Below are 18,683 nucleotides of genomic sequence, written 5' to 3'. Positions count from 1 at the left end.
GATGAAATAATGAATAAACTGGCATTTTGTATGGTTCCGGTTGCCTTGGCAGTATCGGCAGCTGTTTCAGCGGATGAAAAAGAACAAATTACGTCGATAGAGAATATTGTTGTTTATGGTGAGAAAGCAGGTCGCTCTTTAAAAGACACCACATCTTCGGTTGCGGTAATTACGAGTGAAGAGCTGGCCAATGGGCAGTCAGATTCATACGTCGATATTTTATCGGATATTGCAAATGTAGTTTTTTCAGATAGTTTGCCAAGTATTCGGGGGGTGAAAGGGGAAGGTATTGCTACAGGGTCATATTCTTTCACTTCAGGCGCTAAAGCACGTGTTGCGGTGATGACAGATGGTGTAGCGGAACCGTTTGTAGCCACGTTAACCGGTGATCTTGGTTTGTGGGATGTACAGCAAATTGAAGTATTACGTGGACCACAGTCGTCTAATAGTGGTCGAAACAGCATGGGAGGGATCATTTACGTCACGACAAATACGCCTTCCATGGATAGACTAGAAGCATCGGTAAGAGCAGGATACGCCAATAAAACGCAAAGCAAAGAGCTTTCAGCTATGGTGTCTGCGCCGATTATAGAGAATGAACTCGCATATCGCTTCACGGTACAAAATGTGGATAGAGAACACCATTCTCAGTTTCAGTTGGCTGACGGTGACGCATACCCTTTTGATCCAAAGCCGATTGGCATGACGCGTATTAATGCTAAGTTACAATGGACACCATCACAAGTTGATGGGTTAGACATGTTATTGAGTTATGTTGATACACAAGAAGAGGGATTCCGTTACTGGTATTTAGATGGTCCGGATCTTGCGAATCGTACTATCTCAACACCTTGGGACAGTGATACATCATATGCCCGTGACAAAGACGTAGACAGTCAGCATACCTCATTAAAAACGTCTTATGAAATAAATGATAACTTTGACATTGAATTATTGGTATCTGACGTTGATTATAGTTATGAATTTCATCAATACCCACTCGTGTGGCACGTTCGCATGGACGATGAAAGTCAAACTATCGATGGTAAATTTGGCTTTGCTTTTGATGATGGGTTGAGTGGACACTTTGGTGTGTATAAGTATGATCGTGAGCAAGCTTTCTTTAATAAAGGTGTATATGAAGGAGATGATGACTCGTCATCTGATGCGATTTACGGTGAGGTTACTGTGAGTGTTTCCGAGCAAGGCCAAGTGATAGCTGGTGGTCGAATTGAGAAAGAGAAGCAACATCGCGAATTTAGAGCGGCATCAGGTGCCTCATTTATTATTGCCAATGATGAGACGCTTTACTTACCAAAAATCGCTTATTTACATACTATTGATGAAGAACTCACGCTTGGCGTGAGCTTCAGAAAAGGGTACAACTCGGGTGGCGGTGATTTTAGCTGGGCTTCTTCTACTGTATATAGCTATGATCCAGAATATGTTGATACGTTCGAGGTCAGTGTACGTAAATCATGGGGAGACGCGTTAAATCTCGCAGCAAATGTTTTCTATAACAATTACTCGGATTACCAAGTGCTTGCAACTGGTGCATCAGGTCAGCCATGGGATACAATTATTCATAACATTGACGAAGTGGACAGTTATGGATTTGAAGCTGAGTTAAGCTATGCAGCCACAGACTCGCTGATCTTGTCAGGTAGTTTCGGCTCATTACATACGAGTGTTGAAAGTGCAGATAGCAATAATCAGCACTTGCTAGGTCAAGAGTTACCTATGGCACCGAGCGTGACGGCAAGTATTGGCGCTGATTATTGGTTAACAGATAATGTTCAATTCAGTTTAAATACGCGTTATACAAGTGACTATCAAAGCAAATTACTACGCAGTCATTTGGCAAATAACCCTCAGGTCCAAATTAGTCAGGCTGATTTATATCAAACGGATAGTTACACAGAAACTCGTGTTTCAGTTGCTTATATTGCGGAAGATTGGCGAGTAGATGCGTATGTTAATAATGCATTTGACCAAGTGAATGAAACAGCAATTGAGCGTGCACCAGTGACAGGTGTAATTACCTCTGGTCAATTAACAGAGCCGCGAACAGTTGGTTTTTCTGTAACATATAATCTGTAATTCTCTATAATTAATGTACGCTGTGAGGCAAATAACCACAGCGTACATCTTGCGCGCCAACTCACATTGCTTTTGTCTTACTCATCAATAAAATAAAGCACTGCAATGCTTGATTTTTCAGGTTTCTATTCGTCTAGCTCACATATTAAATTTGAACCAATTTATGTTGAGTGGAGCCAGAATGTCACGGCAAAGACGTACCAGAAAAAACAGACAACTTTCTTCTTTATCGGAAGCTGATAAAAATAAGTTACAACAAATGATCAGCGGTGCAAACTCTGGCGTCGGCACACATATTTCAGAGCATATCGCGGATGGAGAATTAGTTCCTTTAACGCCTGCTCAAAAAATTCTTTGGTATGCTTGGAAATTAGACCCTGACAATGTCACATATAACTTGGGTGGGGCATTACATTTTGAAGGCTTACTTGATACTCATCGCGTAAACAGTGCGTTTGAACAGCTTTGTCAGCGACATGATGCTTTGCGGATTAAATTTGTAGAGGGTGATTTACAAGATGTTTGGCAAATCGATGGTGGTGATCAAACCTTCACTTTTTTTGAAACAACCGCGGTTGATTTAGCGCAACGAGATGCACAGTTAAGGCAAATAGTTGTCCAGCCCTTTGACTTGGTTGAAGGACCATTGTTGCGAGTGGGTGTGGTCAACCAAGGTAATGATAGTAGTTTGGTGGTCACGTTACACCATATTATTGCTGATGGTACTTCAATGCAGCAGCTGCTGGATGAATTCGTCGCTATTTACGTTGCATTGAGTGAAGGGAAAGCGTCGAGTGAAACGGTTGAAAAAGTGGGTTATCTGGGCTTTGCAAAATGGTTAAACAAGCAAGACCAACAAGACTTATATGCGAAACAGTTAGAGGTTTGGCAGAAGTTATTGCAAGCCGATGAGCCGCTACGCCTACCTGCTAATAATCAAGCGCGTCACTCTGGGCAATATAGTGTTAAGACCCAGATCCAAGTTTTAGATGAACCAGTATGGCATAAAGTATCTATGCTCGCTAAAGCAAACAATGTGACGCCTTATCTGGTGTTACTGACTGCTTGGCAAGTGCTCTTATCTCGTTTTGCTAATGCAACGCGTATTCAAGTTGGGGTACCGGTTGCGAATCGTCATCTCAGTGAAACATTTAATCTTGTTGGCTTTTTCGTTAATACCCAAGCTTACCCGCTCACCATTGAACATCATGAGAGCTTTAGTTCGTTACTTGAACAAGCGTCACATGTGTCAAAAATAGGGCAGGGTAATCAGGATTTACCATTTGAGCATTTGCTTAAAGCATTAAAGCCTGAGCGTCAAACGGGTGTTCACCCTATTTTTCAAGTGATGTTTAATTATTTGCGTCGCAACAAAAAGAGTTTGCAGCAACTGGGTGGTGTAGCACTACTGGACTTTGAGTTTTACCGCTTTGGTATGCCGTTTGATTTACAGCTAGATGTCATTGAAGAAGTGGGTCAAGAAACAACGTTAAATTTGATGTACGCAAATGAGTTATATGCCCCTGAATTTGCAACCCAGTGCTTGAATACATTCCACATGGTTTTGACTGAAGTATTAGAGCACATTAATGTGCCTATGGCCCACTTACCTTTACTTGCAGAAAAAGATCTTCAGAGACTGGCTGTTTGGAATGCGGGAAGTTCACCTCATAGCTTCATCACACCTGTGCAGCAAATCATACATGACCAAAGTCAAAAAACCCCTACAAGGATAGCTGTTAGTTTTAAGGACGAAACGGTGACTTATGAACAGCTTGATATTCGTGCTAATCGCTTGGCACATTGTTTATTAGCTAAAGGTGTTTGTGCAGAAGATAAAGTGGGGGTGGTATTCGAACGAAGCGTGGGTATGGTCGTTAGCTTATTGGCTGTGTTAAAAGCTGGGGCTGCTTATGTGCCGATTGACCCTACTTTACCATTAGAGCGCATTGATTACATAGCGCAAAGTAGTGCTTTAGCATTGTTCCTCACAGACGACTCGCACAAGTCGTTGTCTCAACTTGCAGAGATAGCGCCAATGGTGCCAGTTGATACACTGGAGTTAGATCAATATGAGTCGAGCGTACCTAATTTAGTTACGCATGCTACCCAATTGGCTTACGTGATTTACACATCAGGTTCCACCGGTAACCCAAAAGGTGTGGGAAACACGCATGAAGCAATTTACAACCGAATTGCTTGGCAGCAGTCGGCGTATCCCTTATCAGTAGATGATGTGGTATTACAAAAAACCCCATTTGGCTTTGATGTGTCTGTATGGGAGTTTTTCTGGCCGCTGATGTATGGGGCTAAATTGGTTGTAGCACAGCCTGAAGCGCACAAAGATAGCTCACGGTTACTTGAAGTCATTACCAAAGAGCGTGTTACGACTGTGCACTTTGTACCCTCAATGCTTCAAGCGTTTATTAATCACGAAGGTGTTAGCAGCGCGAGTAGTATTAAGCGCATTTTGTGCAGTGGTGAAGCGTTACCCAGCGAAGTGCAGGCAAAGGCGCTACAGCTATTACCAAATACTGAGATTTATAATCTATACGGCCCGACAGAAGCCGCGGTTGATGTGAGTCATTTCACATGTCATGGAGATGCCAATGTGTCAGTGCCAATCGGGAGTCCGATTGATGGTATAAAGTTACTTGTATTAGATAGCGGATTACGATTGAGCCCTATCGGAGTTGCCGGCGAATTGTATATTGGCGGTATTGGCTTGGCTCGAGGCTATTTACATCGTGCAGACCTAACAGCCGAACGTTTTATAGCTAATCCGTTTTCTAACGATGGTGAGCGGTTGTATCGTACTGGTGATTTGGTGCATTGGAATGCGCAAGGGCAACTTGAGTACTTAGGCAGAACTGACCATCAAGTAAAAATTCGCGGCTTCCGTATCGAACTGGGGGAAATTGAAGCGTGTTTGCATGCGATTGATGAAGTGAATGAAGCGGTTGTTATTGCCGATAAAGGCCCTTCAGGCCAGCGTTTGGTCGCTTATGTCTCTGCTGCAGAAAGTATTGAACTTGACTCAGAGCAAATACAAAACCAATTGGCTGAAGCGTTACCAGATTACATGGTACCAAGTCTATTGATGGTGTTACCAGCGCTGCCGTTAAACAGCAACGGAAAAATAGATCGAAATGCGTTGCCACAAGCATCATTAACGAGTTCACAAATCTATCAAGCACCACAATCGGATAACGAAGCAATGTTGGCCAATATTTGGCAGGAGACATTAGGTGTTGATAAGGTCGGGCGATTAGATAATTTTTTTGAGCTGGGAGGCGACTCGATCATCAGTCTGCAGATTGTCGCTAAAGTCCGCCAAGTAGGTTATGTAGTAACGCCGAAGCAAATGTTTGAGCAGCAAGATATTGCGCGTTTAGCCTTGCAATTGGAAGCGCTTGATGTGTTATCAATTCCGGAACAGATGGTCACAGGGACTGCTAAGTTATTACCCATCCAAGCAGAGTTTTTTGCTAAACCAATGATTGAGTATAATCACTGGAATCAGGCAATTATGCTGCGTTCTGAACAGCATTTTAATGAACCAGCATTGCAAAATGCGGTCTCTGCAATATTGCTTTATCATGACGCATTACGTTTACGATATACGCGCTCTGAGAGTGACCAATGGCAGCAGGACTATAGTGCTTTTGATGAGTTGTTGCTTGAAAGTAGCTACTGGTCGCGTTCGGTACAAGAAAAAGATGTCACGGCATTAGCAGAAGAGGCGCAGCGCAGCCTCGATATTGAGTCTGGGCCGATAGCACGGTTTGTGAATATGCAGCTTGATGATGGCAGTGCGAGACTCTTAATTGTTATACATCATTTGGCGGTAGATGGCGTGTCTTGGCGTACATTAATTAATGATTTTATGACAGCCTATGAGGCAGCTCAGCGCAATGAAGAGATAGCATTGGGGCTGAAAAGCCATAGCTATCAATATTGGGCAGAGCAAATTAGTCAGTATCCTCAGCTTTTTGAGGACGAATTCTCATATTGGCAATCACACTCAGTAACGCCTTTACAATTGCCTAATTTAAATGCGCAAGGTAGTCAGGCTATGTCTGAGAGTGGCGTAATCAGTGTGGTATTGGAGCAGGCCACAACGCAAGCACTCTTGCAAAATTCATCACACGCATATCGAACTCAAATTAATGAGTTATTATTGAGTGCGCTGAGTGAGGCAGTTTATGGGTGGACCGAAGACACACACATATGTGTTAACTTAGAAGGGCACGGTCGAGAGACATGGGAAGATACTTCAGATTTAAGTCGTTCTGTTGGTTGGTATACGTCTTTGTTTCCTGTTTCTCTTACTCGAGCAAAAGCGCTATCAGATACCATTAAAAACACGAAGGAGCAGTTACGCTCGGTGCCAAATAAAGGCATAGGCTATGGGGCCTTTAAATATTACGGAAACCCACAGGAGCAAGCGGAACTGCAACAGCAACCGATGGGTCAAATCGAGTTTAACTATTTAGGTCAAACCGATAATACATTTGAAAAAACGGAGCAAGGACTGTCATTAACATTGGCTGATGAATCCGTAGGCGCTTCTTTTAGCCCTAAGTATCCTCAACAGACAGAGTTAGTGATAAATGGCAAAGTATTTGCGGGTCAATTGCAGTTTGATATTAGTTTTTCAACGGCCCGCTTATTACATCATGATGTTCAGGTATTTGCTGATAAATTATATCAGTCTTTGTGTGCCGTGGTTGAGCATTGCCAACAAGCAAGACCTACACTCACGCCATCAGATGCTCCACTGGCGAAAATGAGTCAAGCAGAACTTGACGAGCTCCCAATTGAACTCAGTCAATTACAGACGTTATATCCATTGTCACCCATGCAAGAGGGGATGTTGTTTCATAGCCTTTATGATGAAGGTGAAGCTTACATAAACCAAACTTGCTTAGAAATCGAAAATTTAGATGTGGAGCGCTTTAAGCATGCTTGGCAGCAAGTCGTGTCACGCCATGATGCATTGAGAACCGGTTTTTTGACCGAGCGACAACAAACATTGCAGTATGTAATGCGTAGCCTTATAGCGCAGTGGCATGAATTAGATTGGCAATCTTACGACGAACATGAACTCCCTCAGCTGTTAACTCAGCAAGCGCAGTCAGACAGTAAAGCTGGATTCGATTTAACTAATGATCCAGGTTTAACACGTTTAACGTTGGTGAAATTAGCGGCTCAGAAATACCATTTCATATGGACTACGCATCATTTGCTTACCGACGGATGGAGTAGCTCAGCCATGATGGGTGAGGTACTACAGGCGTATGAAGGTAAGACACTCCCTGTCGCACAAGGTCAATACGAACAGTATATTGCTTACTTAATGAAGCAAGATCAGGTGAGTAATCTTGCTTTCTGGGCGAAAGAAACAGCCCGCCTATCAGAGCCAAGCTACCTTACATCGGTCATTGGTGATGAGCATACGGATGGGGAATATAATGCATATGCTATTGAATTTGACGAGCCGCAAACACAGAAACTAATTGAGTTTAGTCAACAGAACCGAGTCACACTGAATACGTTGATCCAAGGTAGCTGGTCGTTCTTACTGAGCCGTTATTTAAATCGCGCCAGTGTATGTTTTGGTGCAACGACTTCGGGTAGGCCCACTGATTTATTTGCTTCTGAATCAAGTCAGGGGATGTTTATTAATACAGTTCCTGTTGTTGCTACTGTTGATCCTGCTATGACTGTTTCTGCATGGTTACAAGCTTTACAAAACGATAATTTACAAGCTCGAGAACATGAATTCACTCCACTTTACGATATTCAGAAGCAAGCTGGGCAGTATTTAGAGCTAAATAAAGAAGGTTTGTTTGATACCTTAATGGTGTTTGAAAACTATCCAATATCAAAAGCTGTACAAACCCGCGATGAACAAGACACTCAGTTTTCAGTACTCGCAGCGCGCGAAGAAACAACCTATCCACTCACCCTTGGCGTTTTAGTTGATTCTAGCTTAAGCATAACGTTTACCTATCAAGGCTGGAAAATATCAGCAGCAGGGGTTGAAACAATTGCTAAGCAGCTAAAAGGGCTGCTTCTAGCGTTCATAGCGAATAACACTCAATTATTATCAGCGCTATCACTTGTCACGCCAGCTCAAGCAGAGTCGTTACGCACACAAGGCTTTGGAGATGAGTTTGTCCCGTATATATCGGGCACAGAAACTCCGATATATATTCCCAATGGTGCAGCACCGACTTTACGAGCTGAGCAATATCAAGATGTTGTTTCAACATTAAACCAGCTGGCTGAGCAGACACCGGATGCAGAAGCCGTTGCATGTGATGGTCTCAGTTATACGTTTAAAGAGCTGTATGATAAGTCATCGCAACTGGCGTATTACTTGCGTGAGCAAGGGGTGGTTGCAGAGCAAAAAGTGGGGGTTGCACTAGAGCGTAGCCGCGACTTACCAGTGGCCTTTTTGGCGATATTAAAGGCGGGAGCGGTGTATGTGCCAATGGACTTGAGCTATCCAGAGCAACGCTTAGCCTACATGATAAAAGACAGTCAGATGCAGCATATACTGGTGTCAGATAACCGCATTGCTGAATTGGCAGGAGAGGCGCAGTTACATTGTTTGCCAGAGATAACGCTCAATGATAGTTGGCAAATGGAAACGGTGTACCCAGCACAAGGGGCGTATGTTATTTATACCTCGGGCTCGACGGGCAATCCGAAAGGGGTGTTGGTAAGCCGGGGGTCGATTGGTATGCACTGTCGTTCAATAGGGCGTCGTTATGGTTTAAGCGCGTCAGACAGAGAGCTGATATTCATGTCATTCTGTTTTGATGGGGCACATGAACGGTGGTTATCAGCCGTGACACATGGCGGTACAGTGGTCATTAGGCCAGAAAAGCAGTGGGACTTACAAGAGACGTATGAAAACATGCACGCACAGCGCGTGAGTGTGGTGGTATTCCCACCGGTATTTTTACGAGAGTTGGCTGCGTATGTTGAACAAATAGGTAATCCTCCACCGGTTCGAGTGTATTGCTTTGGTGGAGATGCGATGCCACAAGCGTCTTTTGAACTAGCCCAACGGGTTTTAAAACCGGCATTCTTTATTAATGGCTACGGTCCAACAGAGACAGTGGTAACGCCGCTGACGTGGAAAGCGTTACCAGGAAGCAGCTTTGACAGCGTGTATGCGCCGATAGGTGAGGTGTTAGGACAACGTCAAGCATGGATATTGGATGACCAATTGAATCTAGTACTGCCGGGTATGATAGGTGAGTTATACATGGCGGAAGAGGTCGGGTTAGCAAGAGGGTATTTGAATCGTCCCGATTTAACCGCGGAGCGCTTTGTGGCGGACCCGTTTAAAGAAGATGGCTCACGCTTATATCGCACCGGAGATTTGGTGCGCTGGAATGCGGATAATCAAATGGAATATTTAGGTCGTACTGACCATCAGGTGAAAATCCGAGGTTTCCGCATAGAGCTAGGTGAGATAGAGTCGTTATTACGTAAATCAGCGGGGGTGAATGAAGCGGTTGTCATAGCGGATGATACGCCGTCGGGCAAGCGTTTAGTGGGGTATGTATCAGGGCATGACGAAGGCTTATTAGATGTGGTTGCCCTAAAAGCGACGCTAGCACAGCAATTACCAGATTATATGGTGCCCAGTGTGTTGATGGCACTGGCGGAGTTGCCAACGAATAGTAACGGTAAGATAGATAGAAAAGCGTTACCAAAGGCACAATTAGAAAGCGAGAAAGCTTATGTTGCGCCAGAAGGGGAGCTTGAAACATTACTGGCTGAAATTTGGCGTGAGGTGTTAGGTGTTGAGCAAGTAGGACGTTTTGATAATTTCTTTGCGCTAGGTGGGGATTCAATTAACAGCTTACGCTTAATTGCATTAGCAAAAAGTCATGATATTACATTGAGTGTGCAGGATATTTTCACCAGTACTGACTTATACTCACTTGCACTACAAAGCCTGAGTTCGGGCGAGAACACTATATCGCCTTTACTTAGGGCTGAGCGTGCACAGCAAACGTTATCTTATGCGCAAGAGCGTCAATGGTTCTTGTGGAAGTTAGCACCCGACAGTGATGCTTACCACATTACCGGTGGTTTGATCTTAGAAGGCACACTGGACTTTACTGCACTGCAAACGGCATTTGACTATGTTCTTGAGAAACACGATGCATTGCGTACAAGGTTTGTTGAGCATCAAGATGCCAGTGTGACACAAGTAGTCGAACAAGGTGTGAAAGCAAATATTCAACGTTTAGATGGTTCTACTAAAAATGTAGAGTCAGATACATTTAAGTCTGATTTAGTGAAAAAGCCGTTTGATTTAACGACAGATAAATTGTTACGCGTTGGCTTAATTACGCATGCGCAAGATAAGCATGAGTTGATTGTGGTAATGCATCATATTGTGTCTGATGGTTGGTCGTTAAATTTGATTATTGCCGATTTTGTAGCTGGTTACTCAGCGGCGTTAAAAGGGGATTCACTGGCAGTCGAATTGCAACCACGATACAGCGACTATGCTCAGTGGCAAAAACAGTGGCTGGAAGAAGGAGAAGATGCACGACAGTTGGCATATTGGAAAGCAAACTTAGGTGATTCTCACCCAGTTCTGGAATTACCTGCCGATTTGCAAAGTGATCAACAAGAATATAGTAATGGTATTGCTATTCACGCTATTCCAAAGGCATTGAAAGCACAATTAAGTCATTACGCCAAAGACCAAGGCAGTACTTTATTTGCTTTGCTTATGAGTGCGTGGCATGTCTTGCTTCATCGTTACTCTGGTCAATCAGATATTCGAGTTGGTATGCCTATAGCGAATAGGCAGCATATTGAAAGTCAGAGCATTGTTGGCTTTTTTGTCAATACGCAAGTGATCCGCAGTGTGTTATCAGCAGATATGGCACTGGGACAAGTCGTGAATGTTATTACGGAAAGTTTACAAGGGGCTCAGGCGAATCAAGACCTCCCTTTTGAAAAGCTGGTTGATGGGCTTGAATTAGAGCGTAATTTAAACCGCTCTCCGTTGTTTCAAGTGATGCTAAATTATCAGCGTCAAGAAGATAACTTGTTGTCACAATTACCTGAATTGACGATTAGTGAAGCAAAGTTACCGACCAATAGTGCACAATTTGAATTGTTACTTGAAGCGATTGAAGATACTGAAGGCGAAGTGACGTTATACTTAAATTACGCTATTGAACTTTATAGTGACAACCGAGTTCAAGAGCTTCTTGATGGCTTTATGTCGATACTCACAGATATTGCATTACGTCCAGAGCAAACTGTGAGTAGTGTCGAGCTACTATTAGAGCACACGGTTGGTCATCTTATTGCCTTTGGCCGTGGTAATGAATGCAATAAGTCTAAAATGTTATTACATGAAAGCATCGAATACCATAGTGTGAATACACCGAATCAGATTGCTTTGAGGGATGAAGAAGAGTCTATTACTTATGCGCAGCTGGCACTAAAAGTGAGTCGGCTATGCGCTTATTTGCAGGCGAATGATGTGCTTGTAGAAGACCAAGTTGGGGTGATTTTTAATCGTAATATCGATATGGTTGTGAGTTTACTCGCTATCCATCAGGCGGGTGCAGCATATGTGCCTATTGACCCTAATTTGCCGAATGATCGTGTTAAATATATTGTTAGCAGCAGTACTTTAAAGCTTATTCTTACTGATGGTTCAGCAGCTAACTTTACTGAGTTAGCACAATTGTCTGGAGTACACGAGTTACAGGATATCGTTTATTCGTCGGATGAGCCTCACCACTATCCGCACATGTCAAAAGATAACTTAGCATATGTGATTTATACCTCAGGTTCTACTGGGCAGCCTAAAGGCGTTGCGGTAACGCATCAAGGGCTATCTAACTATTTATCCTATGCGCAGGCAGCCTATTTACCAAATGTATCATCGAGTTTAGTGAGTTCAACACTCTCTTTTGATGCCACAGTAACGAGCTTGTTAGTGCCGTTATATAGCGGTAAAACAGTGACATTGCTGGCATCAGGGGACGAGGAGCTCAGTAATTTAATTGCGCATTTACAACAAAGTAATGATGCGACGTTATATAAAATAACCCCTGCCCATATCGATGCGATGCTTGCCAGTGATTTACTCACGACAAATGAGCAAGCACATTGCTTTGTCGTAGGGGGAGACAAGCTATTGAGCTCAACGGTTGCTCAATTGAAAGCCTTGTTCCCTAATGCACAGATCATTAATGAATATGGACCGACAGAAACTGTCGTTGGATGCTCAGTATTTAACATTGATAATGAGACTAATGAGCGCTGGGATGTGATCCCTATCACAGATGCAATTGAAAATACTCAGCTTTACGTATTAAGTGATGCGTTAACCCTGATGCCAATAGGTGTGCCAGGTGAATTATATATCGCCGGAGAAGGGCTTGCACGTGGCTACTTAAACCAAGGTGCTTTGACCTCAGAAAGGTTTATAGCAAACCCCTTTAGCGACGATGGTGCGCGTTTATATCGAACGGGAGATTTGGTGCGCTGGAGCTTTGATGGAGAGCTTGAGTATTTAGGACGCACAGACCATCAAGTGAAAGTGCGAGGTTTTAGAATTGAATTGGGTGAGATAGAAGCCAATTTATGTAATATCCCAACCGTAAATGAAGCCATTGTCGTCGCAGATGAAACCGAAAATGGGACACAATTAGTTGCTTATATTGTGGCTGATGATGACATCGAGTATGACGCATTAAAAGAGATATTGCGGAATAATTTACCGAGTTACATGATCCCCGATATATTTGTCACACTAGCAAGCTTTCCTTTAACTAATAACGGGAAAGTTAATCGAAGTGCCTTACCTAAAGTGGACCGAGCCGCGGAGCTTGATTTTGTTGCCCCCGAGGGTGAACTAGAGATTATGTTAGCCGCTATTTGGCGCTCAATCCTGGGTGTTGAACAAGTGGGTCGTCATGACAATTTCTTTGAATTAGGTGGGGACTCCATAGTCAGCTTACAAATAATTGCAAAACTTCGTCAGGCTGGGTACTTGGTAACCCCTAAACAAGTGTTCGAGCAGCAAAGCATAGCGCGCCTAGTTAACTGTTTGATTGTTATGGAAGATGAAGATTTAATTGAGCAAAGTGTTTTTGGGGAAGTAGAGTTACTGCCGATTCAATCCAGCTTCTTTAAAAATGAGATGGTCGATCGCTCTCATTGGAACCAAGCTGTAATGCTGCACAGTGACCAAGCGCTAGATGATGTTGCACTTAATGCGGCGATAAGCCAGTTGGTTGAAAGTCATGATGCGTTGCGAATGCGATACTATCAAGATGAAATGGGGGGATGGAGTCAAGAGTATACAGAGTATCGAGAGGATTTTGTTGAGCAAAATATGTGGTTACATGATGTTGATGTGGCCGATATAGAGCAATTAGCACAACAGGCTCAAGAAAGTTTAGATATTACCCATGGCTCAATGATGAGAGTCGTGCAAATGCGAGTGAATGATGGCACATATAGGCTGTTATTCGTTATTCATCATTTGGTTGTTGATGGTGTATCTTGGCGGGTTTTATTAGATGATTTAGCCGTTGCATATGAGCAAGCTATTGAAGGTAAAAGCCTTACATTGGCGTTAAAAAGTCACAGCTACCAATACTGGGCTGACCGTGTACGTGAGTACCCGAGTCAATTTAAAGACGAGTTTGCGTATTGGTCTGAGCAAGTCACTCAGCCATTACAATTACCTACCTTAAATGCGCAGGGCAGTGCACTTGCATTGCATCGTGCAGCAGTCAGTGTCAATTTAGATAAAGTGTGTACTGAGTCATTATTACATGATGCACCAAAAGTATATCGTACACAGATAAATGACTTGTTACTGAGCGCATTAAGTGAAGCTTTGTATCAATGGTTAGGCCAATCTGAAGTGTCTATCAACTTGGAAGGTCATGGGCGAGAGCCATGGGAGCAAGGCGTAGATTTAAGCCGGACTGTGGGTTGGTTTACAACACTCTATCCAATTGTATTGCAGCGTATGCCTTCGTTGGCACACACAATCATTACCAATAAAGAAAACTTACGGGCTATTCCAAACAAGGGGATAGGGTATAGTGCATTTAAGTTTAATGGTACAGATGAAGAACAAGCGCAGTTACAGCAGAGCTCACTCAGTCAAATTGAATTCAACTATTTGGGGCAATTCGACAATAGCGCAGTGCACGATAGTACCTCGGTTTGGCGTTTAGCATCTGAAAGCTCTGGGAAAGCAACGAGTGACAATATCGCTTTGAATAGTGAGTTGGCGATTAATGGGCAAGTATTAAATGGGGCACTGTCTTTTGAGATAAGCTTCTCACAAGCGCGTTTGAATAATGAAGATGTGGCACAGTTTGCCGCACATTTTGAGGCTGCATTACAGCAGGTTGTAGAGCATTGCCAAACGGCACAAGGCACATTAACCCCATCAGATGTGCCACTAACTAAATTATCGCAAACACAATTAGATACGTTACCACTTAATCTGAGTAATGTGGATGATCTGTATCCATTGTCACCCATGCAAGAAGGCATGTTATTTCACAGTATGTTTGAACAAAGCAGTGCGTATATAAATCAAACCTGTTTTGAGGTGAAAGGGCTAGATGTAGCGCGCTTTAAACAGGCTTGGCAATCAGTGATCGCGCGTCATGATGTATTGCGAACCGGCTTTGTGTGTACTGATAACTTTAATTTGCAGTTTGTTGCAAAAGAAACAGCTCAATCTTGGCAGGAACTGGATTGGCAAAATAGCAAGTTAGATAAGGCAGCCTTCATCACACAAGCACAAGCGGATCGAGAGCGAGGGTTTGATTTCATTAACGATCCAGGCTTAACGCGGTTAACACTGATACATACAGGAGCGACAGAGCATTATTTAATATGGACAAGTCACCATTTATTAACAGATGGTTGGAGTACATCTGTCATGATGGGGGAGATACTACAAGCATACGAAGGAATGAGTCTACCGAAAGATACAGTGCAATATAAAGACTATATTACTTACCTAAAAGAGCAAGATGCTTCTACTAACCTAGCTTATTGGCAGCATGAAACAAATCGACTGACTGGCCCAAGTTACCTGACTTCGGTATTAAATGGGGATTCTGAGTTTAGGCAGTATGGTAAGCAGTATATTCATTTTGATGAAACACAAACTGTCAGCTTAACAGCGTTTGCAAAGCAAAATCATGTGACAATAAATACCGTTATTCAAGGTGCATGGGCATTACTGCTGTCGCGATACTTAAATCGGGATACAGTATGCTTTGGTGCAACCACCTCAGGTAGGCCAACCGATATGGCTGGTAGTGGTGCATGCTTGGGGATGTTTATCAATACCATTCCTGTGATTGCTGAAATAGATCCGGCACAGTCGTTAAGTACTTGGTTACAGTCAATTCAAACCGCGAGTGTTCGTTCGAGAGAATTTGAGTTTACGCCGCTTTATGATATTCAGAAGCAAGCAGGGGAACGTTTAGATCTGAATATAGAAGGTTTATTCGATACCTTAATGGTATTTGAAAACTACCCGGTCTCTGAGACACTCCAAAATGGAGAAGGAAAAGACACTGCATTCGATGTTGTTAATTCAGCTGAGGAAACCAACTATCCGGTATCTCTCGGGGTTGAAATCGAAGCATTATTGAAAATCACATTGACGTATCAACATGACAAAGTAAGTACGGTAAGTGCAAACATGCTTTCAAAGCAGTTGGAGTCTTTGATTTTAGCAATGGTATCTAACCAAAACCAATTATTATCAGCGCTATCACTTGTCACGCCAGCTCAAGCAGAGTCGTTACGCACACAAGGATTTGGAGATGAGTTTGTGCCGTATATATCGGGCACAGAAACTCCGATATATATTCCCAATGGTGCAGCACCGACTTTACGAGCTGAGCAATATCAAGATGTTGTTTCAACATTAAACCAGCTGGCTGAGCAGACACCGGATGCAGAAGCCGTTGCATGTGATGGTCTCAGTTATACGTTTAAAGAGCTGTATGATAAGTCATCGCAACTGGCGTATTACTTGCGTGAGCAAGGGGTGGTTGCAGAGCAAAAAGTGGGGGTTGCACTAGAGCGTAGCCGCGACTTACCAGTGGCCTTTTTGGCGATATTAAAGGCGGGAGCGGTGTATGTGCCAATGGACTTGAGCTATCCAGAGCAACGCTTAGCCTACATGATAAAAGACAGTCAGATGCAGCATATACTGGTGTCAGATAACCGCATTGCTGAATTGGCAGGAGAGGCGCAGTTACATTGTTTGCCAGAGATAACGCTCAATGATAGTTGGCAAATGGAAACGGTGTACCCAGCACAAGGGGCGTATGTTATTTATACCTCGGGCTCGACGGGCAATCCGAAAGGGGTGTTGGTAAGCCGGGGGTCGATTGGTATGCACTGTCGTTCAATAGGGCGTCGTTATGGTTTAAGCGCGTCAGACAGAGAGCTGATATTCATGTCATTCTGTTTTGATGGGGCACATGAACGGTGGTTATCAGCCGTGACACATGGCGGTACAGTGGTCATTAGGCCAGAAAAGCAGTGGGACTTACAAGAGACGTATGAAAACATGCACGCACAGCGCGTGAGTGTGGTGGTATTCCCACCGGTATTTTTACGAGAGTTGGCTGCGTATGTTGAACAAATAGGTAATCCTCCACCGGTTCGAGTGTATTGCTTTGGTGGAGATGCGATGCCACAAGCGTCTTTTGAACTAGCCCAACGGGTTTTAAAACCGGCATTCTTTATTAATGGCTACGGTCCAACAGAGACAGTGGTAACGCCGCTGACGTGGAAAGCGTTACCAGGAAGCAGCTTTGACAGCGTGTATGCGCCGATAGGTGAGGTGTTAGGACAACGTCAAGCATGGATATTGGATGACCAATTGAATCTAGTACTGCCGGGTATGATAGGTGAGTTATACATGGCGGAAGAGGTCGGGTTAGCAAGAGGGTATTTGAATCGTCCCGATTTAACCGCGGAGCGCTTTGTGGCGGACCCGTTTAAAGAAGATGGCTCACGCTTATATCGCACCGGAGATTTGGTGCGCTGGAATGCGGATAATCAAATGGAATATTTAGGTCGTACTGACCATCAGGTGAAAATCCGAGGTTTCCGCATAGAGCTAGGTGAGATAGAGTCGTTATTACGTAAATCAGCGGGGGTGAATGAAGCGGTTGTCATAGCGGATGATACGCCGTCGGGCAAGCGTTTAGTGGGGTATGTATCAGGGCATGACGAAGGCTTATTAGATGTGGTTGCCCTAAAAGCGACGCTAGCACAGCAATTACCAGATTATATGGTACCCAGTGTGTTGATGGCACTGGCGGAGTTGCCAACGAATAGTAACGGTAAGATAGATAGAAAAGCGTTACCAAAGGCGCAATTAGAAAGCGAGAAAGCTTATGTTGCGCCAGAAGGGGAGCTTGAAACATTACTGGCTGAAATTTGGCGTGAGGTGTTAGGTGTTGAGCAAGTAGGACGTTTTGATAACTTCTTTGCGCTGGGCGGGGATTCAATTAATGGATTAAAGGTGACCAGTCAATGGCAGCAGCGTCATCACCTACCATTCAATATTAGATTATTGTGGCAAGCGCCAGATCTGAGCTCATTAGTAAACGCGTTATTGAGTGATGCGATCCCCAGTGTACATAGTTTGAATTCAGTTGTTGCGACGGGGCCAAATCTTTTTTGCTTACATGAAGGAAGTGGACTCACCATAGCTTACCGACCACTGGCTCAGCGTTTAGAAGGGCGAGTAAATTGTATTGGTATTGCACCTGATGATGCTTTTGATATGCAATCAGATCTGCAACAGTTGGCAAATCACTACGCGAGTGAAATTTTACGGTATCAGCAATCAGGGCCTTATTATTTAGCCGGTTGGTCAATGGGGGCTCCCATCGCTTTATTGGTAGCAAATACACTTTCAGATTTGGGCCATACAGTTTCAATGGTGCAACTTATCGACAGTTGGAATCCATTTGAGTATCAAAACAGCGAGATCTTAATGTGGCACCAGTGGATCTCAAAGTGGGTTATGCAACATGTTATTGCACGAGAAGATGAGGTTGAAGCTGTTGTCGAAACTTATATTGCAACGAATACTGAAGCGGTTATGCCATTGGTTGACTTATTGATGCAGTATAAAGAGAGCTTTAGCGAAGAGGTTATTAATTTACCTGTGACAGAATTGGTAACGTTAATTCAAGTTGCATATCATTTGTACACTATCTCACGTCGACCGATGAATTACAAAGTGGTGAACTCTGCAGGCATGCACTGTTGGTGGTCGAGTGACACATCCACAGAGAGCACTGCCAATTATTACTGTGGGTTGGGCCAATCTCTCCCTGAAACGAGGTTGGAGTATGATCACCAAGGCATAGTAATGAGTTCTGAAGTATTGGATGGTATTGAACAAGCGATGGAAAAATTTTTATAGGCGTACATTACTATCAAAAATAGCTGGGTAAAAAGTGCCGCTTTCTTATAGAAAGCGGCACTTTTTATTGTCCTCTTTT

General features: G+C 43.5%; 2 protein-coding genes. Both read left to right on the top strand.

What is annotated here, in order from left to right:
• The first annotated feature begins 9 nt into the window (after positions 1–9).
• A complete protein-coding gene (locus J8L98_RS10265; RefSeq protein WP_210996333.1) occupies positions 10–2,100 on the top strand; it encodes a TonB-dependent receptor in 2,091 nt (696 codons plus the stop codon).
• Between the two features lie 181 nt (positions 2,101–2,281).
• Positions 2,282–18,604 (top strand): non-ribosomal peptide synthase/polyketide synthase, encoded by a 16,323-nt coding sequence (locus J8L98_RS10260; protein WP_210996332.1) that lies wholly within the window; start codon positions 2,282–2,284, stop codon positions 18,602–18,604.
• The last annotated feature ends 79 nt before the right edge of the window (positions 18,605–18,683 follow it).

The sequence above is a fragment of the Pseudoalteromonas sp. MMG013 genome, assembly GCF_018100885.1.
GTDB classification, from domain to species: domain Bacteria; phylum Pseudomonadota; class Gammaproteobacteria; order Enterobacterales; family Alteromonadaceae; genus Pseudoalteromonas; species Pseudoalteromonas aurantia.
Note: the sequence above shows the minus strand (reverse complement) of the source record. Positions and strands in the feature narration are given on the sequence as shown.

Excerpts from the sequence above, each read along its gene's own strand:
- J8L98_RS10260 (WP_210996332.1), top strand. The coding sequence starts at position 2,282 with ATGTCACGGCAAAGACGTACCAGAAAAAACAGACAACTTTCTTCTTTA.
- J8L98_RS10265 (WP_210996333.1), top strand. The coding sequence starts at position 10 with ATGAATAAACTGGCATTTTGTATGGTTCCGGTTGCCTTGGCAGTATCG.